Origin of the sequence: Ralstonia condita (genome assembly GCF_958405655.1) — a bacterium.
GTDB classification, from domain to species: Bacteria; Pseudomonadota; Gammaproteobacteria; order Burkholderiales; family Burkholderiaceae; genus Ralstonia; species Ralstonia condita.
Genome location: NZ_CATYWO010000002.1, coordinates 432,425 through 455,668, shown reverse-complemented (window position 1 = coordinate 455,668; position 23,244 = coordinate 432,425). Strand labels below are relative to the sequence as shown.

Genomic DNA, 23,244 nt, shown 5'->3' with positions numbered 1-23,244 from the left:
CACGCCAGGCGGCGTGCCCGTTCCGTTTTGCATCACAGAACGGAATGCGAACAATATGAAAATATCATGTAACTTGGAAAATATATTTACCAGGTTACTTGTGACGCGGGAGCTATTCCCAAAGCCTGATCTGGAGACGCATCACGTAGGGCGGTGCGCGCATGCTCGATTTACGGGGCCGCACGTCGAAACAAGAAGGCGTCTCAGGCGATCGGCCGCATGGTGGCTTCAGCCGCGAAGCGCTCGCGCAGGAATGCGACGAGCGCCTTTACGGAAGGGGGGACGCCCGTGCGCGATGGATACAACGCGTGCAGGTCGGCCGGCTCGGGCGTCCATCCCGGCAGGACTGTGCGCAGGCGGCCCTCGCCAAGCGCCGCGTGGCAGCAGTGTTGCGGCAGGATGGCAAGCCCGAGCCCCGCAATGGCAGCCTCGCGCAGCGCGAGGAGGTTGTCGGCGGCAAAGCGGGGCCGAATCGGCAACACCATGCGGTGACCGCGCGCGTCGAGCAGCACCCAGTCGCGGCAACGCGTGAGCGCGCCCTGGCCGAGGCACGGGGTGTTTTCCAGGTCGGCAGGCGTAGCCGGCTCACCCACCCGTGCGACCAGGGCGGGGCTTGCCACCAATACGCGCGGCGAGACCGCCAGGTGGCGCGCCACCACCTCGCGCGAGGGCAGCGGCCCCGTTGCCGCGCGGATGGCCACATCGATGCGCTGCTCGATCAGGTCGACATAGGTGTTGGACAGATCCAGCTCGATGCGCAGCTTCGGATGGGAGTCGGCAAACTCGGCCAGCCAGCGGGCGAGCAGCGTTTCGGCCAGCAATGGCGATGTGCCGACCCGCAGCACACCGGCCGGCTCGCTGCGTGCGGCGCCCGCCAGCGCTTCGATGGCAGCGGAGGCATCGGCCATCTCGCGCGCATGCCGATAGACCGCTTCCCCCACCGGCGTAACCGACACGCGATGGCTCGAGCGGTGCAGCAGCCGCGTACCGAGTTGCGTCTCGAGCTCGGCAACGCGGCGGCTCAGGCGCGACTTGGGGATGCCGGTGGCGCGCTCGGCAGCGGAAAAGCCGCCGGCCTCTACCACGCGCGTAAAAAGGTACAGGTCGTCAAAGCGCTTCATGGCGGATGGGGTTGCAGATGATCCGCGATTGAAGCATAGCTGCGCGGTATCGCGGTGGACCCCGCGTGCGGCTCGAAAGGGCCCATGCGATGGGGCACCCGCCTCACCCTGCCAACACAGGAAAATCAGGATTGCCGCCCGCGCACCGCAGGCGCAACCTTGCCGCTGTGAGTACCATCATGCGGCGGGTAAAAAAGGAGGGAGCAAGGGCGGGTGTGGCCCCAAGCGCCCCTCCCATCCACATTGTCCTGGGCCGGCAGGCGCGATGCAGAAGCACGCGGGCCGGATCGAAGTCGTACACCCCGCCCTCGGTGTGGGCATGCAAGCAAGGAGAAGGCATGGATATGAAACGTGGGCAGGCGCAGGGCATGTCCCGCGATCGGCTCGATCGGGTCGGCCGTTTCATCGACGATGCGTACATCGCACCCGGCAAACTGCCGGGTGCCCTCGTCCAGGTCTGGCGGCGTGGCGAGCGGGTGCTGAACGCCGTGCTCGGTCAGGCCGACCGCGAGCGCCAGGTGCCGCTGACCGAGGATGCGATCTTCCGCATCTACTCGATGACCAAGCCCATCACGTCGGTCGCGTTCATGATGCTGGTGGAGGAATGCAAGGTCGCACTCGATGACCCCGTCAGCAAATTCATCCCGGCATGGCAAAACCTGGGCGTGTATGCGGGCGGCTTCATGGAGAGCTTCCAGACGAGCCCGGCGGCGCGGCCGATGCGCATGGTCGACCTGCTGCGCCATACCTCGGGCCTGACTTACGGCTTTCACCAGAACACCAACATCGACGCGGCATATCGCCGGCTGAAACTCGGTGACATCGCCACCGCCGGCACGCTCGACGACATGATCGACAAGCTCGCGGGCTTGCCGCTGGAGTTCTCGCCCGGCGAGGCGTGGAACTACTCCGTCTCCACCGACGTGCTCGGCTATCTGGTCGGCAAGATCAGCGGCATGCCGTTCGAGACCTTCCTGAAGGAACGGATATTCGATCCGCTGGGCATGGTCGATACGGCCTTCTACGTGCCGGAAGAGAAGGCATCACGCCTGTGCGCCTGCTACGCCGTCGGGTCGCTCGGCTCGAAGGTGGTGGCCGAGCGGCCGGCCTTGCAGGACGATCCGCGCACCAGTGTCTACCTCAAGCCGCCAAGCTTTGTTTCGGGCGGGGGCGGCCTCGTGTCCACCGCAGCAGATTACCTGCGCTTTGCTCGCATGCTGCTGCAAGGCGGTGAGCTCGATGGCGTGCGCCTGCTGGGTCCGAAGACGCTGGAGCTGATGACCGCCAACCACCTGCCCGGCGGGGCGGACATCTCCAGCATGTCGCGGCACTCCATGTTCAGCGAAGCCGCTTACGACGGCGTCGGATTCGGGCTCGGCTTTGCGACCACGGTGGCACAGCCGGCAACCCTGATCCCGGGCAGCACGGGCGATTTCTTCTGGGGCGGTGCGGCTGGCACGTTCTTCTGGGTCGACCCACGGGAAGACCTGATCGGCCTGTTCCTGACGCAGGTGTTGCCGTCATCGGCGTACCCGGTACGCCGGCAACTGCGTACGTTGGTCTACAGCGCGATCACGGAGTCGGAGGGGGGCGCGCGCTGAGCGTCGCCGCTGCGGCCCGGTTCGGACGAGGGGAGGGCACGTCACCGCGATCGGCGACGCCGGTGCGTGTCTTCAGGCTCACGGAGGCGGGCAGGTTGCCAGGACCGCGTGCCGACCCATGCGGACTGTGGGCATCTTCGAGGCCAGATAAAATTGAACTCCCATTCATCAAAAAGGTTCTGCGGGAGTCCATCCGATGTTGAAGAAGACGGTCGTCCTTGTTTTGCTGTCAGTCGGGGCTGCTACCGCCATCGCAGCCCCCGCCTTCACCGGTCCCGACCTGAGCGGCGTCTACACCTGCAAGGGGATGGACGCGCACGAAGGCGCGTACACCGGCACGGTGACCCTCGAACTGGTGCGCGAACAGAGCACGGCAAGCTACGGTGCCTACCGCTTCAAGCTCGAGGTGCCCGGCTATGGCGCGTATCCGGGGGAAGCGGCCTCCAATGGCACCCAGATGGCCATCCATTTCGCGCTGACTGACCAGGCCACGAAGGATTACGGCACGGGCATCGCATCGTTCCGCAAAAAGCAAGGCAAGTGGAGCTTCAAGAAGTTCTACTTTGAACCCGAATTCAAGGGCGGCAACTACGGCACCGAAGCGTGCGTGCAGCGCTAGTCGTTCGTCAGAATGGTCCCGCAGGGGGGCGGGTCTCTTTCACGCCGACGGGATGCGCCTGCCTTGCCGCACATGGTTTGACGCCGTTGCAGGCAGAACAGAACGCGTCATTCAGGAGGGGCGGGATGGATTCATTGGCTCGCTTGCCATGGCCTCGACTTTGCCTTCGCGCCAGAACGCAATAGGCATAGCCACGGGCATCCGCATGACTTGATGCCTGGCCAAGGCAACAAACAATGCATGACCTGCTCGTCACTGTTCTGTAAAGTTCGTGGATCGGTTCTGGCGATGGTGTTCAAAACCCCGTCCCGGCCCATTGACTCTACTTGCCCTGCAAGCCCTTGTTCCTTGCGTCTGGGAATTCTGGCGAACATCGCTGCCTTCTCTTTGCAGAAACAGGACTTGTGCCACTTCCTGGCTTATGTCCATCCAACACGCGCTGCTCACATCCCTGCTTGAAAAGCCCTCGTCCGGCTACGAGCTTGCCCGCCGCTTTGACAAATCGATGGGCTATTTCTGGAGCGCCACGCATCAGCAGATCTACCGCGAGCTTGGCCGCATGGCAGAGGCCGGCTGGGTAAGCGCGGAAGAAGAGGAAGACAGCCGCAAGAAGACCTACACCGTCTTGCCGCCCGGCCGGGACGAGCTTGCGCGGTGGGTGCTGGAGCCGACGGTATCGTCGGACAACCGCGAAGAAGTGCTGGTGAAGCTGCGCGCCGAGGCGGTGATCGGCCCGCTCGGTTTTGCCGACGAGATGCAGCGTCTGATCACGCAGCATCGCACGCGCCTGAACACCTTCCGCGAGATCGAGGAACGCGATTTCTCCGGTGCGGATCTCACGCGCGCGCAGCGGCTGCGGCACGCGGTGCTTCAGCGCGGCATCGTCTATGAAGAAGGCTGGCTCGCGTGGGCAGGCGAAGTGCTGCCGTTGCTGGAGCCAGCCTCGGTAACGACGGCCTGACGATTCAGGCGGTTGCCTTATCGCCTGCCGGGGCGCGCAGCGCCTCGATATTGCCCAGGCGGCGGCGTGCCACTTCAAACTCTTCAGCAAAGCGCTTGACGAGCTCCGCTGCCGGCACCACGCGCTTGACCGCGCCCACGCCCTGGCCGGCGCCCCAGATGTCTTTCCATGCCTTGGCCTTGGCGCCGCCGCCCGAGCCGAAGTTCATCTTGCTCGGGTCGGATTCCGGAAGCGCGTCCGGGTCCAGGCCGGCGCCTTCGATGCTCTTGCGCAGGTAGTTGCCGTGCACGCCGGTGAACAGGTTCGTGTAGACGATATCGCTGGCGGTGCTTTCCACGATCGCCTGCTTGTAGCCTTCCACCGCGTTGGCTTCTTCGGTGGCGATGAATGCGGATCCGACGTAGGCCAGGTCCGCACCCGCTGCCAATGCTGCCAGGATCGCATTGCCGTTGGCGATGGCGCCCGACAGCAGCAGCGGACCGTCAAACCATTCGCGAATTTCGTGGATCAGCGCAAACGGCGAGGTCGTGCCCGCATGGCCGCCCGCGCCCGCCGCCACCGCGATCAGGCCATCCGCGCCTTTCTCGATCGCCTTCTTGGCAAATTTGTTGTTGATGACATCGTGCAGCACGATGCCACCGTAGCTGTGCACCGCCTGGTTCACGTCTTCACGCGCGCCCAGCGAGGTGATGACGATGGGCACCTTGTACTTCACGCACAGCTCCAGGTCGTGCTCCAGGCGGTCGTTCGACTTGTGCACGATCTGGTTGACGGCAAACGGTGCCGACGGCTTGTCGGGGTGCTGCGCGTCGTATTCGGCCAGCTCCGTGGTAATGCGCTGCAGCCAGGTCTCCAGCAGCTCTGCCGGGCGCGCATTCAGCGCCGGGAACGAGCCGACCACGCCCGCCTTGCACTGCGCGATCACGAGGTCAGGGTTGGAAATGATGAACAGCGGCGAGCCCACCACGGGCACGGACAGGCGGTTTTTCAGGATCGGCGGGAGCGACATGACAGTCTCCGTTGGTCTTGGTATGGAATCGGAACGGGAATCGGGGAAGGCTGTTCAGGCACCGGCCTTGAGCAGACCGAGCTTGTCGCCCAGCTTGGCGCCCATGGCCGCGCCAAGCGCCTGCAAGCCAGTGGCAGGGCGGACCATGACTTCGAACTCGACGATTTTGCCAGCGGCGTTGAAGCGGATCATATCGATGCCCTTGAGAGCCTTGCCGCTCACATTGGCACTGAACTCGAGCACCACGCTGGCGCCATCGTCGGTGGCGAAGCTGCGGTGGTATTTGAAGTCTTCAAAGACGGTGTTGACGGTGCGCAGCACCAGCGTGGTTGCCGCGCGCCCCGGATACGGCGTGTGCGCCACCGGGGAGCGGAACACGACCTCATCGGCGAACAGCTCGTCGAGCGCGTCCATGTTGCCGCTCTCGAGCATGGCGTGCCACGCGTTGAGCGTGGCCTGCGACGAGGCGGGCAGAGCGGCGGGAATGGGCTGGGTCACGGTGTCTCCTCCACGGGAAATGCAACAAGTTGCATCAGTGTGGGGGCAACATAGCACAGCACCTAGTGCTATGCAACAGGTTGCATAGTGTGCCGATTCGAACCCAAAGGCGCTCAGCCAGCAGGCTGATCGGTGTGCTGTGCGCGCACCACGATGACCGTGCGATGCGACAGTTTCACGGTGCGTTCGGCCACGCTGCCGAGCAGGATGCGCGCAAGGCCGTGCTTGCCTTGCGAGCCGACCACAATGGTGTCGGCCTGCCAGCGCACGGCTTCGTGTTCGAGGGCGCTACCGATGTCGTCGTCGGTTGCTTCGAGCATCAGCACGCCGGTTTCTGCAACCGTGCCTTCCGCGTCGAACTGGCGCTGGAGTTCGACCAGTGAAGCGCTGGCTGTGCGATGCGCCTCTTCGCGTAACTTGTCGACGCTGTAGATTTCGCGCGACTCCGGCATGTTGGGTGAGCCGATCGCCCAGACGACCCGGACGCGGCCATTGAAGGCGCGGGCGAGGGCGGCAGCTTCCTCGACTGCCAGATGGGCTTCGTGGGTGCCGTCGAAGGCGGCAAGAATGCGTTGATGCATAGGGGCGCTCCGCAGGATCGGAATGAGAATGGCGTCACTGTAGCAGCGCAAGTGGGCAAGGCTGCACCCCGGGTGTGCCCGGGTTGCTCCGCATCAAACCGATGCGGCAGTGCGCGCTGGGTGCGCCAGCAGCAAGTCGAGCAGCCCTTGCGCCGCCACCGACAGGCTGCGCCCGTCGCGCCGGATGACATACAGCGTGCGCACGAGCCCAGGCAGCGGCAGCGGCCGCACCGCCAGCGCCGGCAAACGGAACTGGAACAGCGCCAGCGCGGGAATGACGGTGATGCCCAGGTTGGCCGCCACCAGCGCGGCCGCCGTGGCCAGGTGTTCGACTTCCATGCCGCTGCGCAGCTTGGTCGGGTGCAGCGCCGCATCCAGATATTGCCGGATGCTCGTGTTGCGCGCGAGGTGGATGAACGGCGTGTCGACCAGGTCGCCCACGGCCAGCGCCGGCTTGCGCGCCAGCGGGTGATCCTGGTGGCAGACGAGGTGGAAGTCGTCGGTGCAGAACGGTTGCGCGGTCAGGCCCGCCATGTCGGCGCCCATGGCCGCAATGGCGAAGTCCGCCGACCCGCGCCGGACCATGTCGATGCACGGGTCCGACAGTTGATCGTGCAGCGCCAGTTGAATGCCCGGATGCTGTGCAGAGAACGCGGCCAGCACGCCCGGCAGAATGCCCGCCGCGATTGACGGCAAGGCGGTCACCGTTACGCGCCCCGTGCGGGCTGCGGCGCGATCGCGCAGCTCGGAAAACGTCGCCTCGAAATCGGCCAGCAGCCGCAGCGCAGATTCTGCAAAGGCTTCGCCCTCGGGCGTCAGTTCAACATGGCGCGTATTGCGGTCGAACAGGCGCACGCCTGCGTCGGCCTCCAGGTTCTGAATGAGCGCGCTGAAGGCCGACTGCGACAGGTGACACGTCTGTGCCGCCTGCGTGAAGTTCTTGTGCTCGCGTAGCGCGGCGAAGGCGCGGAGCTGCTTGACGGAAAGGTTCATGGCGATGGCGGGCGTGGTGCGCCAGCTTAGCCGGGAATCTCCAGCGTGAGCAGCGCGCTGGACAGCGACTTGCCATGCGCATCCAGCGCCAGCGAGCGTGTCACACCGCCGGCCAACGCACCGTGCAGCACGAAGTTGAGCGCGCCGAGCTGGGGCAGCACGTAGCGCTCGACATCGCCGCGGACGAGGTCAGCGAAATGCGCGCGCACGCGTTCGACCGTGACGTGTTGTTCGAGCACGGCGAAGTCTTCGGCGCATTCCGGACGAAGTGCGATGACGGAGATGCACGAGATGTCGCCCTTGTCGCCGGCGCGTGTGTGGGCGAGGTCGCGGAGGGTGCGGGGCATGTCAGCTCTCCAGAATGTGTACGGCGTGTGGGGCGAGTTCAGCGGGAATCAACGTCGACGCCACGGCGATGATCTCGCGCGCGCTCTTGGTCGCGCCGCCGCCGCCGGACGGGCCGCACGTCAGCAGGGTTTCGACTTCGTTGCCGATGCGCACGGCTTCGGCCATCGACTCGGTGCGCGCGGCCACGCGCACGCGCACTTCGTACGGTTCGGCATCGGTGCGGGAAAGGGCTGCACCGTGCAGCGCATCCACGCCGATCAGCTCGAAGCGCGCCTCCGTCGTCTGCACGCCGGTCAGCGCCAATCGCTCGCGCACGATGTCGAGCGCCAGCTTGCCGCGCGCCACCGCGTTGGGGCCGGCATAGCTGATCTGGCCTTCGCCGATATAGCTGTCGAGATAGCCGATGGAGACCTTCAACTGGCCCGTGCGCGGTGTGCCGGTGGCGCCTTCAATGACGACGCGGTCTTTGCCGCCGCTGTGCATGCGCACGTTGGAGAAGTCCGCGACCACGTCAGGTGTCAGATACCGCGCCGGGTCATGGATCTCGTACAGCAACTGTTCCTTGCACGTGGCTTCGGTGACGAGGCCGCCAGCCGTGGCGACTTTGGTGATGAGCACCGAGCCGTCTTCACCCACTTCGCCAATCGGAAAGCCCAGGCGCGCAAGGTCGGGTACGTCCTTGATGCCGGGGTCGGCAAAGTAGCCGCCGGTGATTTGCCCCGCGCATTCGAGCAAATGCCCGGCAAGCGTGCCGCAGCCCAGGCGGTGCCAATCGTCCATGCGCCATCCAAAGGCGTGGACGAGCGGCCCGAGCGCGAGCGCCGGATCGGCCACGCGTCCGGTGATGACGACGTCCGCGCCTTGCGCCAGCGCATCGACAATGCCTTGCGCACCGAGATACGCATTGGCCGACACCATGCGCGCGTGCAGCGATGCGACCGGTGCGCCGCCATCCATCAGCGTGAAGTCCTGGCCGCGGGCTTGCAGAAGGTCGAACACATCGTCGCCGGTCACGGCCGCCACGCGCAGCTTCAGGCCCAGCTCGCGGGCGATGTCGCGCGTGCGCTCCGCCGCCGCCTGCGGGTTGGCCGCGCCCATGTTGGTGACGATGCGGATGCCGCGCGCTGCGCACGCTGGCAGCACGGCACGCATGCGCGCTTCGAGCAGCGGGTCGTAGCCATGCGACGGGTCTTTGCGGCGCACCTGCTGCGCCAGCGCGATGGTGCGCTCGGCCAGGCATTCGAACATCAGCACGTCGATGTCGCCGTGCTCTGCGAGTTCCAGCGCCGGTTCGATGCGGTCGCCCGAATAACCGGCGCCGCCGCCGATGCGGAGTGTTTTCAACACGGTCTTCATGCCATCACCACGGAAGCACGCCCAGCACCACGGCCACTGCGGTCATCAGCAGCGAGGCACCGAACAGGAAGGGGATCGAGAATTTCTGGTGGTCGGCCAGCTCGATGCCGCACAGGCCCACCACGAGGAAGGTCGCCGGCGTGAGCGGGCTGACCGGGAAGCCGGTAGTCATCTGGCCAAGCACGGCGGCCTGCGCCACATGCACCGGTGCAACCCCCAGCATCTTCGAGGCTTCTGCCACAACCGGCAGCACACCGAAGTAGAACGAATCCGGATCGAACAACAGCGACAGCGGCATCGACAGCACCCCCAGCACCACCGGAATGTGGTGTGCCATGCCGGACGGAATGAAGTCGACCGCCGTCTTCGCCATCGCCGTGAGCATGCCGGACTTGCTCATGATGCCGGTGAACACGCCGGCAGCCAGCAGAATGCTCGCCATCATCAATGCGGCCTTGGCGTGGGCGTCCACGCGTTGGCGTTGCTGATCGACGTTGGGGTAGTTGATCAGCAACGCAGCCACGACGCCCAGCATGAACATCACCACCGGGTCGACCTTACCGCTCACCATCACGCCCATCACGACGACGGTGAGGATGATGTTGATCCAGAAATTGCGCGGGCGGCGCAGCGCTTGTTCCGCATCTGACAGCGGGCGCGCGACGACTTGCGCGCCACCAGCGTGGTTGGTGAGGCCCAGGCGTTTTTCTTCACGCTTGCCCAGCAGCCATGCGCACGCAAACACAAAAACGAGCCCCGCAATCTGCACCGGGATCAGCGGGTTGAAGATGTCCGTGACGGGCATGTGCAGGGATGCGGATGCGCGAATCATTGGCCCGGTCCACGGCAGGAAGTTCACGCCGCAGGCCATCGACGTCACGCACGCCAGGATGCGGCGGTCCATGCCCAGCCGGTCATACAGCGGCAGCATGGCCGGAATGGTGATCAGAAACGCCACCGCGCCCGAGCCGTCCAGGTGAATCAGGAGGGCCAGCAGCGCCGAGCCCACCACGATGCGCGGCGGGCGGCTGCCCACAGTGCGCAGGATGCGGTCGATGATCGGGTCCAGCATGCCGGCGTCGGTGACGATGCCGAAGTACAGGATGGCGAAGATGAACATCCCCGCCACGGGCGCGACGTCCTTGATGCCGCCGATGATGAACTTGCTGGTGTTGAGCCCGAAGCCGCCCACGAGCGCGGCGATGACGGGAATGGCAATGAGCGCGACCAGCGGTGACATGCGCTTCGTCAGGATGACGACAAACAGCGCGACGATGGTCAGCAGCCCGAGCAGTGCGAGCATGGTCTCCTCCGAGTTTTTGGATTCGGAACCCCTGTTGGCGGGATTTAGGAGCGACTGTAGAAGTTGGCGATCTGCCTGTGAAACAGAATATTTGGATCGATTGATTGGATTGTTGAATGAATGGCTCCGGCATGGCTCGCCGAATGGCGGCAGAATCTGTCGCGTTTTCGATGCCCGATCCAACGTCACATGAGCGCCCCTGCGACCGTCCTGATCCTGCCCGGCTGGCAGAACTCCGGCCCTGAACATTGGCAATCCCGCTGGGAGCGGCGGCATGGCGACCGTCGAGTGCAGCAGCGTGAATGGTTCACCCCCAAGCGTGCCGACTGGGTCGCGGCTCTCGATGCGGCCGTTGCGGCCGCGCCGGGCGACGTCGTGCTGGTGGCGCACAGTCTGGGCTGCATGCTGACCGCGCATTGGGCGGCGGTGTCCGCTCACACGGGCCGCGTACGCGGTGCCCTGCTGGTCGCCCCGCCGCAGCTTGACCGCGCTGACGCGCCGCCGGAACTGGCCGATTTCCGCCCGGTGCCGCAGCGGCGCCTGCCGTTTCCGGCCACGCTCATTTTCAGTGGCAACGATCCGTTCAGCGATGCCGCGTGGAGCCGCCATCAGGCTGACGTGTGGGGCGCCCAGCCCATCGATCTGGGTGCGCGCGGCCATATCAACGCGGAATCGGGCCTGGGCGACTGGCCGGAAGCGCGCGCCATTGTTGCCAAGTGGACCAAAAGCCCCACCTGAAAGGAAAGGCAGGCTTGACCCTGGAGCTTCTTCAGGGTTTTGAATGGAGGCATGAAACCGGATCACGCCCCCTCCCTGCCTTCCCGCGACCATGCCGCCAAGCCGGAAACGTCCGGCTGTGGTGGGTGCTGCGTCCACTATCAGTTGGTTGCGACAGACACCTCCCGTCATGCTCATGACCACGATCACAACCACGCGCACGAAGCGGATGCGCCTGTTGATGCCGCCGCACGCGCCAGGGCCAGCGGCCGCACGACCGTGCGCATCGAGCAGATGGACTGCCCGACCGAGGAGCGCATGATCCGCACCAAGCTGGGCAGCGCCGAGGGTGTGGTCGCGCTGGAGTTCAACCTGCTGGAGCGCCATCTCACCATCCATCACACCGTAGATGACGTGACGCCCTTCCTCGAAGCATTGCGCGCCATCGGCATGGGTGGCGAGGTGCTGGAAGCGCACGATCGCGCTGCCGCCGCGCCTGCGGAACCTGCCGGCATCTCGCGCCGCACGTGGCTGCTGGGCGCGGGCGGCGTGGCCGCGTTTGGCGCCGAGGTCATCGCCTGGTCGCTGGGTGATCATGCATGGCCGGTGCTGGCCTTGGCGCTGGCCTCCATCGCGCTGGCCGGCGGCCCGACGCTGCGCAAGGGCTGGATTGCCTTGCGCGCGCTCACGTTCAACATCAACTTCCTGATGGCGGTGGCCGTGATCGGCGCGCTGCTGATCGGCAAGTGGGCCGAGGCGGCCATGGTGATCTTCCTGTTTGCCGTGGCGGAGGCCATCGAGGCCCGTGCGCTCGTGCGCGCCCGCGATGCAGTGCGCGCGCTCACCGCCATTGCGCCCGACACTGCAGAACTGGCTGACGGCAATGGCGGATGGCGCGACGTGGCGGTTGAAGCAGTCGGCATCGGCGCGCGCCTGCGTGTGCGGACGGGCAGCCGCGTGCCGGTCGACGCGCGCATTGTCAGCGGCCGTGCGGCGCTCGACGAATCCCCCGTGACCGGCGAGAGCCTGCCAGTGGAGAAGACCATTGGCGACATCGTCCTCGCCGGCACCATCGTCACCGATGGCGTGATCGAGGCGCAGGCCACGGCCGTGGCGGCCGACAGTACGCTTGCCCGTATTGCCGGCGCCATCCAGCAAGCGCAGGCGCAGCGCGCGCCCACGCAGCGCTTTGTCGACCGGTTTTCGTCCATCTACACGCCGGCGATGATGGTGCTGGCGCTGGCGGTTGCCGTCATCGGGCCGCTGGTCACTACCGAAGGCTGGCTGGCGTGGACGTACCGCGCGCTCGTGCTGCTGGTGATTGCCTGCCCGTGCGCGCTGGTCATTTCCACACCCGTGACGGTCGTGAGCGGCCTGGCTGCGGCTGCGCGGCGTGGCATCGTCGTCAAGGGTGGCGTCTATCTGGAGAGTGGCAGGCGCCTGCGCGCGCTGGCGCTTGACAAGACCGGCACGCTCACCACAGGGCGCCCCGTGCTTGACGCCGTGATGCTGCCGGACGGTTCGCGCCGAGCCGTCGCTGAACTGCATGCAACGACGGACGCGGCACACCTGCGCGCGCTTGCGGTGGCTGCAGCGCTGGACGCCAACACGACACACCCGATTGCGGTGGCGATCGTGCAGGCCGCAGCCGCACACGGCGCGGTCGCGGCAGGCGCCATCCAAGACCTTTCCGTGCTGCCTGGTCATGGTGTGGCCGGCACGCTCGGCGGCGTGCGCTGGCATCTTGGGAACGCGGCCCTCGTGGCAGACCGCGGCTTCGATACGTCGGCCTGGCGCGCGGCGGCCGATCGGCTGCAGGCCGAGGGCATGTCCGCCGTCACGCTGTGCGATGCAGGCGGCGCCGTGGCCTTGTTCGGCGTGCGCGACCGCGAGCGCCCGGAAAGTGCCCAGGCCATCGCCGATTTGCGCGCGCTGGGCGTGCTGCCTGTCATGATTACCGGGGATGACCGCCGCGCGGCGCAGGCGATCGCCAGGACGGTCGGTATCGATCAGGTGCGCGCAGAACAGCTGCCCGAAGACAAGCAGCGCGTGGTTGGGGAACTTGCCGCGCAGCATGGTTCCGTCGGCATGGTGGGCGATGGCATCAACGACGCACCGGCGCTTGCGCGTGCCGATATTGGCTTTGCCATGGGCGCGGCCGGTACCGCAACGGCGCTCGAAGCCGCCGATGTCGCCATCATGGACGACGACCCGCGCAAGCTCGCGAGCTTCATCCGCATCAGCCGTCGCACGGTTGCGGTGCTGCGTCAGAACATTGCCCTGGCGCTGGGCATCAAGGCTGTGTTCCTCGCGCTCGCGGTGATGGGCGAGGCTACGCTGTGGATGGCGATCTTCGCCGATGTGGGCGCAAGCCTGCTGGTCGTCTTCAACGGGCTGCGGGTGATGCGCACCCGCGCTGCGTGATCGCTCGGCCGCTTCTGCCTGGGCGCCCTGATGGCAAGCGCAGGGCGCCGGTCAGCGATGCACCCCGCGGATGTGCCGATGGCTGTGTTCGGCGTCGCCGTGGTCGTGGCCGTGAGGGCTCGCTGCGACCGCCTCTTCATGCAGGGACTGCAACACGCCGCATTCGGCCACGGACGCCGCCGTCGTGCAGCGCCGGCCAATCGCCTCGATCTGGCGCCTGAGCTCGGTCAGTTCGGCGATGCGCGTTTCCACGTGGCGCAGGTGTTCATCGAGCAGGTTGTTGATCTCTTCGCACGAGGCCTGCGGGTTGGCCTGCAATTCGAGCAGCCGGTGGATTTCAGTGTGTGCCATGTCGAGCGACCGGCACTTCGCAATGAAGGCCAGTTGCTCGGCATGTTCGGCTGAGTAGACGCGGTAGTTGTTGGCGGCGCGCGCCGGCGGCGGCAGCAGGCCCTGCGCCTCATAGAAGCGGATGGTTTCGATGCTGATGCCCGTGCGCTGGGCGAGCTCGCCAATTTTCATACGCGTTTGCGGGAAGGTCAGAAGACGGTGGGTTCGGTGGTTACGGCTTCGACACCGGCCACCTTCAGGCAAGCGTCCAGGCAGGCGCGACACGCCGCTGCGCAGGCCGTGCAATGGCCCTGGTCGTGATGATCGCATGCTTCGGCGCACTGGCTGCAGATCTCGGCGCAGTCTTCGAGCAGCAGCTCTGCGAACTCACTGTTGCGCTCCAGGAAGGCGCGGGTCACGGCGCAGTATTGCGCGCAATCCGTGCACACGCTGATGCAGCGTGCCATGGCTTCGGCGTGGCCGTTCTTGTTGCATTCCGTCGCGCAATGATTGCAAGCGTTTTCACAGGCCTGGAGCGCCTGGACCACACTGGCAAAACGCTTGGCATTCTCTTTCGCGGTCGGACGATTGGTCATGTCGGTTCTCCTTGGGCGGTGGATGTGCACGCTCGCGCGCTTTGGACAGGATGAGCCCAGGCGTCGCCTGGGACCCATCCCTTCAATTTAGCAACTCGCGCACCACAGCGTGAGGCCGACCTGCGCGTTACGCTACCGTTGCCTGGGCACTACTGCGGCGCAGCATGCCTTGGCCGGTGCGTGCGATCAGGCGATTGACCCCGCCCACCACGGCACGAATCGACGCGGTCGTGAGGTTCGCATCCACGCCCACGCCGAACACGCTGCCCGCCACGCCTGTTGCCGCCAGTTCCGCAAACGCAATGGCATCGGCGTTGGCGCCCTGGCCCAGCGCACGTTCCTCGTAGTGATGGATCGAGACCGGTGCGGTCAGCACATGCGACAGCGCATGCACCAGCGCATCGAGCGGGCCATTGCCGCTGCCTTCGCAAATATGCTCGTGATCGTCGATGTTGACGACCAGGCGGATGTGCTGGCTGCCATCGTCGCGCTCGGTCAGGCGGTGTGATACGTAGCCGATCGCACCATCGCTGCGCAGGTACGTCTGCTGGAACAGCGCCCAGATGTCGGCGCCGGTGGCTTCGCGGCCACTGGCATCGGTCAGCTTTTGCACCGTGCTGCTGAACTCGACCTGCAGGCGGCGCGGCATCGCCACGCCATAGCCGGATTCCAGCAGATACGCGATGCCGCCCTTGCCCGACTGGCTGTTCACGCGAATGATCGAGTCATACGTGCGGCCCACGTCGGCCGGGTCGATGGGCAGGTAGGGCATTTCCCACGGCGCATCGGGTTTCTGCACCGCAAAGCCCTTCTTGATGGCGTCCTGGTGCGAGCCCGAGAACGCCGTGAACACCAGGTCGCCCACGTACGGATGGCGCGGGTGCACCGGCAGCTGCGTGCAGTCTTCGCAGGTCCGTGCCACGTCATTGATGTGCGAGAAATCCAGCTCCGGATCCACGCCCTGCGAATACAGGTTCAACGCCAGCGTGACGATGTCCACGTTGCCGGTGCGCTCGCCGTTGCCGAACAGGCAACCTTCCACGCGATCGGCGCCCGCCATCACGGCCAGTTCAGCCGCTGCCACGGCCGTGCCGCGGTCATTGTGCGGATGCACGGAGAGGATGATCGAATCGCGGCGCGCCAGGTTGCGGTGCATCCATTCGATCTGGTCGGCGTAGATGTTGGGTGTGGCCATCTCCACCGTGGCGGGCAGGTTGAAGATGATCTTGTGCTCGGGCGTCGGCTCCCAGACCTCGGTCACCGCGTTGCACACCTCCAGCGCGAAATCCAGTTCGGTGCCGCTGAAGACTTCGGGGCTGTATTGGTACGTCCACTGCGTCTCGGGCATCGTCTGAGCAATCTCGCGGATCAGCTTGGCGCTTTGCACGGCAATGCGCTTGACGCCCTCGCGGTCGGTGTTGAACACCGTGCGGCGGAACACCGGCGCGGTTGCGTTGTAGACGTGGATGATGGCGCGTTTGGCGCCGCGCAGCGATTCCATCGTGCGGCGGATCAGGTCTTCGCGCGCCTGCGTCAGCACTTCGATGGCCACGCCGTCGGGGATGTGTCCACCCTCGATCAGCTCGCGCACAAAATCAAAATCGGTCTGGGAGGCGGCGGGGAAAGCAGCTTCGATTTCCTTGAAGCCGATCTGCACGAGCATCTTGAACATGCGCATCTTGCGCTCGGCGTTCATGGGCTCGAACAGGGCCTGGTTGCCGTCGCGCAGGTCCGTGCTCATCCAGATCGGGGCACGGGTGATGGTCTTGTTGGGCCAGGTGCGATCGGCGAGGGCGATAGCGGGGAAGGGGCGGTACTTGGTGGCGGGGTTCTTCAACATGGTGAGTGCGTCCTGTGAGATCGAGATCGGTTTCGTACAACGGGGACGGCCGCGCGGGCAGCGTCCGGGGTGGCCGGAATCGGGTTCGGGATGTGGCGGCCAGACAGCCACGGGCGCGTGGTCTGGCAACCGGTCGGTAGTCGTAGCGAAAGCAGGATCGAGGCGGGCATGAGCGGCTCCAACGATTCGGCGCACGGACTGCGCCACACACAAGGCCCGTCGCCGCTTAGGGCACGGACCGGTCAAACACCGGAACGAGGGGGAAAGAGAGGTCTACGCGCTTACACGCGTAGTAGCGAGGCGGATAGCAGACCGCGCACGCACGAGAGGGTGCGCGCTTGAGCGGAGAGGAGGGTGGTCTGCTGGAAGTTCATTGGTTGATGATGCTGGCGCGGCGACGATGTTGTCAAGGCGCCGGGGCAGGTTGTTGGCGGTTTGCCTCGCTTTCCGCACGGATAGGGCCGCGAGCGCGGGTGCATCAAGATGGATCAGCCGCCCCGCACATGCCAGGCCGGCCCCATGTGAAGTGGCCGCCAGCAAAACCCGGCCGAACCTGCTTTAATACACCCCGTTCATGCCGCCAGCCCGCAGTATCAAAGGGTTCATAACGGTACGACTCCCTCACGCCCCACAAGGAGAATCCCCCAATGGTCACGTTGAATGTCAACGGTAAACCGGTGGAAGTTGATGCAGATCCGTCGACGCCGCTGCTCTGGGCGCTGCGCGACAACCTTGGCCTGACCGGCACGAAATTCGGTTGCGGCGTCGCATCGTGCGGTGCCTGCACGGTGCACCTGAACGGCCAGCCCACACGCAGTTGCGTGCTGCCGATTTCCGCAGTGGTCGGCCAGCAGATCACCACCTCCGAACATATCGCCGACGACAAGATCGGCAAGGCCGTCCTCGATGCCTGGGTCAAGCACGATGTGGCGCAGTGCGGCTACTGCCAGAGCGGCCAGATGATGAGCGCGGTGGGTTTGCTGCGCACCAAGAAGAAGCCGACTGACGCCGATATCGACAGCGCCATGGCTGGCAACCTGTGCCGTTGCGCGACGTATCAGCGCATTCGTGCGGCGATTCACGATGCCGCGAAATCGCTGGCCTGACCCCACCGGAGAATCCCCGATGCGTATCCGAAATCTTGAAGCGCTGGCCGGTGGCGGCGCGCAGCAGCAACCGGCGTTGGCCGACGCACGCGCGGCCACGCTCGACCGCCGCAGCTTTCTGAAACTCACCACGCTGGCCGGCGGGGGCCTGGCGCTGGGCATCGCGCCCGTGTTGGTCGGCGCACAGGATGCCAAGGCCAAGCCGCCATCACCGCCTCAGGCGTTCATCATCATTGCGCCGGACAACACCGTCACCGTGGCGGTGAACCGGCTGGAGTTCGGCCAAGGCGTGCACACGGCGCTGCCGATGGCACTGGCCGAAGAGCTCGACGTCGATTGGCGCAACGTGCGCGGTGTGCTCGCGCCTGCAGCCGATGCCTACAAGGACCCGGGCTTCGGCATTCAGATGACGGGCGGCTCGACCGCGCTGAACCATTCGTTCCAGCAATACCGCGAGTTGGGCGCGCGCGCGCGGGCGATGCTGATCTCTGCTGCCGCCGAGCGCTGGAAGGTTGATCCCTCCACGTGCCGCACCGCCAATGGCGTGGTCACGTCGGGCAGCCACCGCGCCACGTACGGCGAACTCGCGCAAGCGGCGATGGCGCTGCCCGTGCCCGCGCAGGTCACGCTGAAGAATCCGTCGCAGTTCCGCATTGTCGGCAAGCCGACGCCCCGACTGGATGCGCGCGCGAAGCTCGACAGCTCGCTCAAGTTCGGCCTCGACACGCGCCTGCCCAACATGAAGGTGGCCGTGCTGGCCCGCCCGCCGCGCTTTGGCGGCAAGGTGGCCAAGTACGACGTGGCTGCGGCCAAGGCGGTGAAGGGTGTGGTCGATGTGCTGCAGATCCCGACCGACCGTGGCGGCACGGGCGTGGCCGTCATTGCCGACGGATACTGGCCGGCCAAGCAGGGCCGCGACGCGCTGCAGGTCACGTGGGAAGACGCCGGCTCGAAGGTGTCGACGCCGGCGCTGATGGAGGAATACAAGAAGCTCGCCGGCCAGCCCGGTACGGTGGCCAGGGCCGCTGATGTGAGCGCGATCCCATCCGCCGCCACCCGTATCCAGGCCGAATACGAATTCCCGTATCTCGCCCACGCGCCCATGGAGCCCCTGAACTGCACGATCGACGTCCAACAGGACGGCGGCAAGATCAGCGGAGCCAAGGTGTGGGTCGGCTCGCAATTCCAGACCATTGACCAGGGCGCCATCGCCAAGGTGCTGGGCGTGTCGCCCGAAAAGGTCGAATTGAACACGATGATGGCGGGCGGCGGCTTCGGCCGGCGCGCGATCCCCACGTCCGACTACGTGGTCGAAGCCGCCAACGTGGCGAAGGCCTGCGCGGCTGCCGGGCATAACGGCCCCGTCAAGGTGATCTGGAGCCGCGAAGACGACATCCGCGGCGGCTACTACCGCCCGATGCATCTGCATCGCGTCAACGTGGGCGTGGACAACAGCGGCAAGGTCGTCGGCTGGGACCACGTGATCGTCGGTCAGTCGATCCTCAAGGGCACGCCGTTCGAAGCCTTCATGGTCAAGAACGGTGTGGACGAGACCATGGTCGAGGGCGTGATCGAGAACGACTACGGCTTCCCGATGCAGCTGACGGTGCACCATCCCAACGTGGATGTGCCGGTGCTGTGGTGGCGTTCCGTGGGCCACACGCACACGGCCTACGTGATGGAAACCATGGTCGACGAGGTCGCGCATGCGGCCAAGCAAGACCCGGTGGCCTTCCGCCTGGCGCGCTTTACCGGCAAGGAACATGAACGCCATCGCGCCGCGCTGCAACTGGCCGTCGACAAGTCCGGCTACGGCAAGCGCAAGCTGCCCAAGGGCCAGGCGTGGGGCGTCGCGGTGCATGCCTCGTTCGAGTCGGTGATCGCGTATGTGGTGGAGGTGTCGGTCGACCAGGGCAAGCCGCGTGTGCATCGCGTCACGGCTGGCGTGCATGCCAATCGCGTGGTCAACCCGATGGGCGCGGAAGCGCAGATCCAGGGCGCCTGCGTGTTCGGCCTGGCGATGATCCAGCCGGGCTTTGCCATCGACATCGAAAACGGTGCGACGAAGAACAGCAACTTCACCGACTACCCGCCCGTGCGCATGCCCGATGCGCCGCCGGTGAACGTGTTCTTTGTGCCATCGGAAGACAATCCGACGGGCCTGGGCGAACCCGGCACGCCGCCGATCGCGCCTGCCGTGGCCAATGCGGTGTTTGCACTCACCGGTAAGCGGCTGCGCAAGCTGCCGTTTGACGCGGTGTGATCGTCATCGTCGCGTGATGTGATGAAAGCCGGCATGCAGCAATGTGTGCCGGCTTTCTTGTTCAGCGGACCGTTTCTTGCGTCCGGCAACGCGTTGTTCATCCCGCAGAGGGGCACGTCATGGCATTGAATATTCTGTATACCGCCCACGCCACCGCCACCGGTGGCCGCAACGGCCACACGCAGACCGAAGATGGCCAGGTCTCGCACAACCTGTCCGTGCCGAAGTCGATGGGAGGCCCTGGCAAGCCCGACACGACCACGCCGGAAGACCTGTTTGCCGCGGGTTACGCCGCGTGCTTCGGTTCGGCGTGTGACTTTGTTGCCAAGAGCATGCTCAAGCTCAATCCGAGCAACATCGAGATCCACTGCGATGTGGGCATCGGTACGCGTCCGGAAGGCGGCTTCGGCCTGAAGGTCGGGCTGACCGCACGCATCAGCGGCCTCTCTCATGGGGATGCCGAGGCCCTGGTCGCCAAGGCACATGAGGTGTGTCCATATTCGAACGCCACGCGCAACAACGTGGAAGTCACGCTCAAGACGGAGGTGGTGTGATGGCGTTGCGGCCTGTTGTCGGCGTCTTGCTGGCCGCAGGCCGCGGCAGCCGCTTTGACCCGACAGGCGTGGCCAACAAGTTGATGGCGCCGCTGCCGGACGGCACCCCCGTGGCGGTGCAAGCCGCGCGGCACTTGAAGCAGGCGCTGGGCGATGTGGTCGCGGTGGTGCCTGCCGCGGCCACGCATGGCGCGCAGGTTGAGCTGCTGGCTGCGCTGCTGGCCGAGGCCGGCTGCGAGGTTGTTTTCTGCGCCGATGCCGCACGTGGCATGGGGGCCAGCCTGGCCGCCGGCGTGGCGGCGCGCCCGGAGGCGGGCGGTTGGGTCATCGCCCTGGCCGACATGCCGTGGATTGCCCCAGGCACCATCGCCGAGATCGCCCGTGCTGTTGACGCGAGCCATTGCGTCGCCCCTTTTCATGCCGGGCAGCGCGGTCACCCGATCGGTTTCGGCGCGGCATTCTTCGCTGGCCTGACGTCGCTCGACGGTGACGAGGGCGCCCGGCGGTTGATCCATCCGGGCACGCTCATCCGGATCAATACCAACGACGCAGGCACCCTGCGCGATATCGATACGCCGGCCGACCTGGCGCGGTGATGCAACGAGACGGCCTGGCCGGTCCCTGAGCAAGGCTCCGCCGCGCATCACGGTCTGCTGACCCGGGATGGCGCCGCCAGATTCCCCCGTCAGAAGAGCCGCCATGGCAGTCAGAAATCCGGCGGTATCCACGTGCCTACGCCACGTGGCGGCGCGATCGGAGGAGAACTGCCCTGCGCAGGGCATATGCCCCCGACAGTCTTCCCACGGGGTCATCTCCCCCAAGCGTATGCCCACCTCATTTACTGAAAGCGCGTTTCATATCGTGAAATTATGATCGGAATTTTCCGGCGCTGTCTTCCCGTTTGCTGAAAAGGCGTTCCGCATTGCAAAAAACGATGCCTATCTATCTGAAAAATAAAGAGAAACTAACTCTTATGTCTTATATAAGACCTTGCTGCGTTGCGTCAGGGGAGCCTTACAATATTTCCACGCTGCTCGCTTCGGTATCCGGAGCTGCACATGCAACCCTTTCTTTTGAAACGCGCTTTATTTCCAGGAAATTGACATGGCCCAGTATCAAGACGACATCAAGGCAGTTGCCGATGTGAAAGAAACCTACGGCAGCGCATGGAACGCGATCAACCCCGAGTACGCTGCGCGCATGCGTGCCCAGAACAAGTTCAAGACGGGTCTGGACATCGCCAAGTACACCGCCAAGATCATGCGCGCCGACATGGCCGCCTACGACGCCGATCCGGCCAAGTACACGCAGTCCCTGGGTTGCTGGCACGGCTTCATCGGCCAGCAGAAGATGATTTCCATCAAGAAGCACTTCAAGAGCACCGAACGCCGCTACCTGTACCTGTCGGGCTGGATGGTCGCCGCACTGCGCTCGGAGTTCGGCCCGCTGCCGGACCAATCGATGCACGAGAAGACTTCTGTCAGCGCGCTGATCCGCGAGCTGTACACGTTCCTGCGCCAGGCCGACGCCCGTGAACTGGGTGGCCTGTTCCGCGAACTGGACGCCGCGAAGGACGCAGCCGCCAAGGCCGCCATCCAGGAAAAGATCGACAACCACGTCACCCACGTGGTGCCCATCATTGCCGACATCGACGCCGGCTTCGGCAACGCAGAAGCCACGTACCTGCTGGCCAAGCAGTTCATCGAAGCGGGCGCCTGCTGCATCCAGATCGAAAACCAGGTGTCGGATGAGAAGCAGTGCGGCCACCAGGATGGCAAGGTCACCGTGCCGCATGAAGACTTCCTCGCCAAGATCCGCGCGATCCGTTACGCGTTCCTGGAACTGGGCGTGGACGACGGCATCATCGTCGCCCGTACCGACTCGCTGGGCGCCGGCCTGACCAAGCAGATCGCCGTGACGAACACGCCGGGCGACCTGGGCGACCAATACAACTCGTTCCTCGATTGCGAAGAACTGTCGGCCGACCAGCTGGGCAACGGTGACGTCGTCATCAAGCGCGACGGCAAGCTGCTGCGTCCGAAGCGCCTGCCGAGCAACCTGTTCCAGTTCCGCGCCGGCACGGGCGAAGCACGTTGCGTGCTGGATTGCATCACCTCGCTGCAAAACGGCGCCGACCTGCTGTGGATCGAAACCGAAAAACCGCACATCGGCCAGATCGGTGGCATGGTCAAGGAAATCCGCAAGGTCATCCCGAACGCCAAGCTGGTGTACAACAACAGCCCGTCGTTCAACTGGACGCTGAACTTCCGTCAGCAGGTGTATGACGCCATGAAGGAAGCCGGCAAGGACGTGTCGGCCTACGAGCGCGGCCAACTGATGAGCGCCGAGTACGACGACAGCGAACTGGCGAAGCTCGCCGACGAGAAGATCCGCACGTTCCAGGCTGATGCATCGCGCGAAGCCGGCATCTTCCACCACCTGATCACGCTGCCGACGTACCACACCGCCGCGCTGTCGACCGACAACCTGGCCAAGGAATACTTCGGCGACCAGGGCATGCTCGGTTACGTGGCTGGCGTGCAGCGCAAGGAAATCCGCCAAGGCATCGCCTGCGTCAAGCACCAGAACATGTCGGGCTCGGACATCGGCGACGACCACAAGGAATACTTCAGCGGCGAAGCTGCGCTGAAGGCGGCTGGTAAAGACAACACAATGAACCAGTTCCATTGAAGCGGACGTTTTCCGCGATGCATCGAGCGCCCCGGACAGGGCGTCTCGTCGCGGGACAGAAGTTGTCCACAGCACCGATCACACCGCTTGCAGATCCCTTCGCAAGCGGTTGACCGACAAGGGTTTGTTGCACGATGTAACAACGCCCCGAGATGTGGATAACCCACGCCGAGCGGGCCGGGGAGATGTGCGCTGCACGTTCACCCGGACCCGTCAAGCGCTTTGTTGACTTGGTACGCGGCGGGTAACCGGGTTATGCACAGAAGATGTGGATAAGTCTGTGGGAAACCGTATCCGAGCCGCATCGCATCGGGTTTTTGTCGGCGTTGCATG

21 protein-coding genes are annotated in these 23,244 nt (G+C 65.2%); 10 read left to right on the top strand and 11 right to left on the bottom strand.

Annotated elements, in window-relative coordinates:
* Positions 1-203: 203 nt before the first annotated feature.
* Positions 204-1,121 carry a LysR family transcriptional regulator gene (locus R2N03_RS08660; RefSeq protein ID WP_012430780.1) on the bottom strand — a complete coding sequence of 306 codons (918 nt, stop codon included), beginning with the start codon at positions 1,119-1,121 and terminating at the stop codon, positions 204-206.
* A 338-nt stretch (positions 1,122-1,459) separates the two neighbouring features.
* On the opposite strand from R2N03_RS08660, the gene R2N03_RS08655 reads away from it, so the two are divergent.
* The 3 genes from R2N03_RS08655 to R2N03_RS08645 all read left to right on the top strand — a co-directional run bounded on the left by R2N03_RS08655 (position 1,460) and on the right by R2N03_RS08645 (position 4,302).
* The gene (locus R2N03_RS08655; RefSeq protein ID WP_316657246.1) at positions 1,460-2,722 is read left to right on the top strand and encodes a serine hydrolase domain-containing protein; all 1,263 of its coding nucleotides are present in this window, start codon (positions 1,460-1,462) and stop codon (positions 2,720-2,722) included.
* Between the two features lie 196 nt (positions 2,723-2,918).
* Entirely contained in the window at positions 2,919-3,341 is a 423-nt protein-coding gene (locus R2N03_RS08650; RefSeq protein ID WP_012430778.1) for a hypothetical protein, read from the top strand.
* Positions 3,342-3,762: 421 nt separating this feature from the next.
* Entirely contained in the window at positions 3,763-4,302 is a 540-nt protein-coding gene (locus R2N03_RS08645) for a PadR family transcriptional regulator (protein WP_316657245.1), read from the top strand.
* A gap of 4 nt (positions 4,303-4,306) precedes the next feature.
* Here R2N03_RS08645 and R2N03_RS08640 read toward each other — a convergent pair whose 3' ends face one another.
* From R2N03_RS08640 to R2N03_RS08610, 7 genes are all read right to left on the bottom strand, one after another.
* Complete coding sequence (locus tag R2N03_RS08640) at positions 4,307-5,311, bottom strand: NAD(P)H-dependent flavin oxidoreductase (RefSeq protein WP_316657244.1); 1,005 nt, start codon at positions 5,309-5,311, stop codon at positions 4,307-4,309.
* 54 nt (positions 5,312-5,365) lie between these two features.
* A complete protein-coding gene (locus tag R2N03_RS08635; RefSeq protein ID WP_316657243.1) occupies positions 5,366-5,809 on the bottom strand; it encodes a nuclear transport factor 2 family protein in 444 nt (147 codons plus the stop codon).
* A 113-nt stretch (positions 5,810-5,922) separates the two neighbouring features.
* A complete protein-coding gene (locus tag R2N03_RS08630) occupies positions 5,923-6,390 on the bottom strand; it encodes a universal stress protein (RefSeq protein ID WP_316657242.1) in 468 nt (155 codons plus the stop codon).
* Between the two features lie 93 nt (positions 6,391-6,483).
* The gene (locus tag R2N03_RS08625; protein WP_316657241.1) at positions 6,484-7,383 is read right to left on the bottom strand and encodes a LysR family transcriptional regulator; all 900 of its coding nucleotides are present in this window, start codon (positions 7,381-7,383) and stop codon (positions 6,484-6,486) included.
* 26 nt (positions 7,384-7,409) lie between these two features.
* Complete coding sequence (locus tag R2N03_RS08620) at positions 7,410-7,730, bottom strand: AtuA-related protein (protein ID WP_012430772.1); 321 nt, start codon at positions 7,728-7,730, stop codon at positions 7,410-7,412.
* A 1-nt stretch (position 7,731) separates the two neighbouring features.
* Positions 7,732-9,087, bottom strand: coding sequence for an acyclic terpene utilization AtuA family protein (locus tag R2N03_RS08615; protein ID WP_012430771.1), 1,356 nt, complete (start codon positions 9,085-9,087; stop codon positions 7,732-7,734).
* 4 nt (positions 9,088-9,091) lie between these two features.
* Positions 9,092-10,390, bottom strand: coding sequence for a CitMHS family transporter (locus R2N03_RS08610; RefSeq protein WP_012430770.1), 1,299 nt, complete (start codon positions 10,388-10,390; stop codon positions 9,092-9,094).
* Between the two features lie 189 nt (positions 10,391-10,579).
* Between R2N03_RS08610 and R2N03_RS08605 the strand changes: the two genes are divergently transcribed.
* Both R2N03_RS08605 and R2N03_RS08600 read left to right on the top strand, forming a co-directional pair.
* Positions 10,580-11,128 carry an RBBP9/YdeN family alpha/beta hydrolase gene (locus tag R2N03_RS08605; RefSeq protein ID WP_012430769.1) on the top strand — a complete coding sequence of 183 codons (549 nt, stop codon included), beginning with the start codon at positions 10,580-10,582 and terminating at the stop codon, positions 11,126-11,128.
* Between the two features lie 51 nt (positions 11,129-11,179).
* Positions 11,180-13,531, top strand: coding sequence for a heavy metal translocating P-type ATPase (locus R2N03_RS08600; RefSeq protein ID WP_012430768.1), 2,352 nt, complete (start codon positions 11,180-11,182; stop codon positions 13,529-13,531).
* 51 nt (positions 13,532-13,582) lie between these two features.
* Here R2N03_RS08600 and cadR read toward each other — a convergent pair whose 3' ends face one another.
* From cadR to leuA, 3 genes are all read right to left on the bottom strand, one after another.
* Positions 13,583-14,053: a Cd(II)/Pb(II)-responsive transcriptional regulator gene (gene cadR / locus R2N03_RS08595; RefSeq protein ID WP_316657240.1), complete on the bottom strand. Its 471-nt coding sequence runs from the start codon at positions 14,051-14,053 to the stop codon at positions 13,583-13,585.
* A 17-nt stretch (positions 14,054-14,070) separates the two neighbouring features.
* Entirely contained in the window at positions 14,071-14,457 is a 387-nt protein-coding gene (locus tag R2N03_RS08590; RefSeq protein ID WP_012430766.1) for a four-helix bundle copper-binding protein, read from the bottom strand.
* Positions 14,458-14,584: 127 nt separating this feature from the next.
* On the bottom strand, positions 14,585-16,297 hold the full coding sequence (leuA, locus tag R2N03_RS08585; RefSeq protein ID WP_012430765.1) for a 2-isopropylmalate synthase: 1,713 nt from the start codon (positions 16,295-16,297) through the stop codon (positions 14,585-14,587).
* Positions 16,298-16,944: 647 nt separating this feature from the next.
* Between leuA and R2N03_RS08580 the strand changes: the two genes are divergently transcribed.
* The 5 genes from R2N03_RS08580 to R2N03_RS08560 all read left to right on the top strand — a co-directional run bounded on the left by R2N03_RS08580 (position 16,945) and on the right by R2N03_RS08560 (position 22,911).
* Positions 16,945-17,403 carry a (2Fe-2S)-binding protein gene (locus R2N03_RS08580; RefSeq protein ID WP_012430764.1) on the top strand — a complete coding sequence of 153 codons (459 nt, stop codon included), beginning with the start codon at positions 16,945-16,947 and terminating at the stop codon, positions 17,401-17,403.
* A 19-nt stretch (positions 17,404-17,422) separates the two neighbouring features.
* Positions 17,423-19,666, top strand: coding sequence for a xanthine dehydrogenase family protein molybdopterin-binding subunit (locus tag R2N03_RS08575; protein ID WP_316657239.1), 2,244 nt, complete (start codon positions 17,423-17,425; stop codon positions 19,664-19,666).
* A gap of 119 nt (positions 19,667-19,785) precedes the next feature.
* Complete coding sequence (locus R2N03_RS08570; protein ID WP_012430762.1) at positions 19,786-20,220, top strand: organic hydroperoxide resistance protein; 435 nt, start codon at positions 19,786-19,788, stop codon at positions 20,218-20,220.
* Positions 20,220-20,816 carry a nucleotidyltransferase family protein gene (locus R2N03_RS08565; protein WP_316657238.1) on the top strand — a complete coding sequence of 199 codons (597 nt, stop codon included), beginning with the start codon at positions 20,220-20,222 and terminating at the stop codon, positions 20,814-20,816. Before R2N03_RS08570 ends, R2N03_RS08565 begins: the two co-directional genes overlap by 1 nt.
* 508 nt (positions 20,817-21,324) lie before the next feature.
* On the top strand, positions 21,325-22,911 hold the full coding sequence (locus tag R2N03_RS08560) for an isocitrate lyase (protein ID WP_012430760.1): 1,587 nt from the start codon (positions 21,325-21,327) through the stop codon (positions 22,909-22,911).
* Positions 22,912-23,244 lie beyond the last annotated feature (333 nt).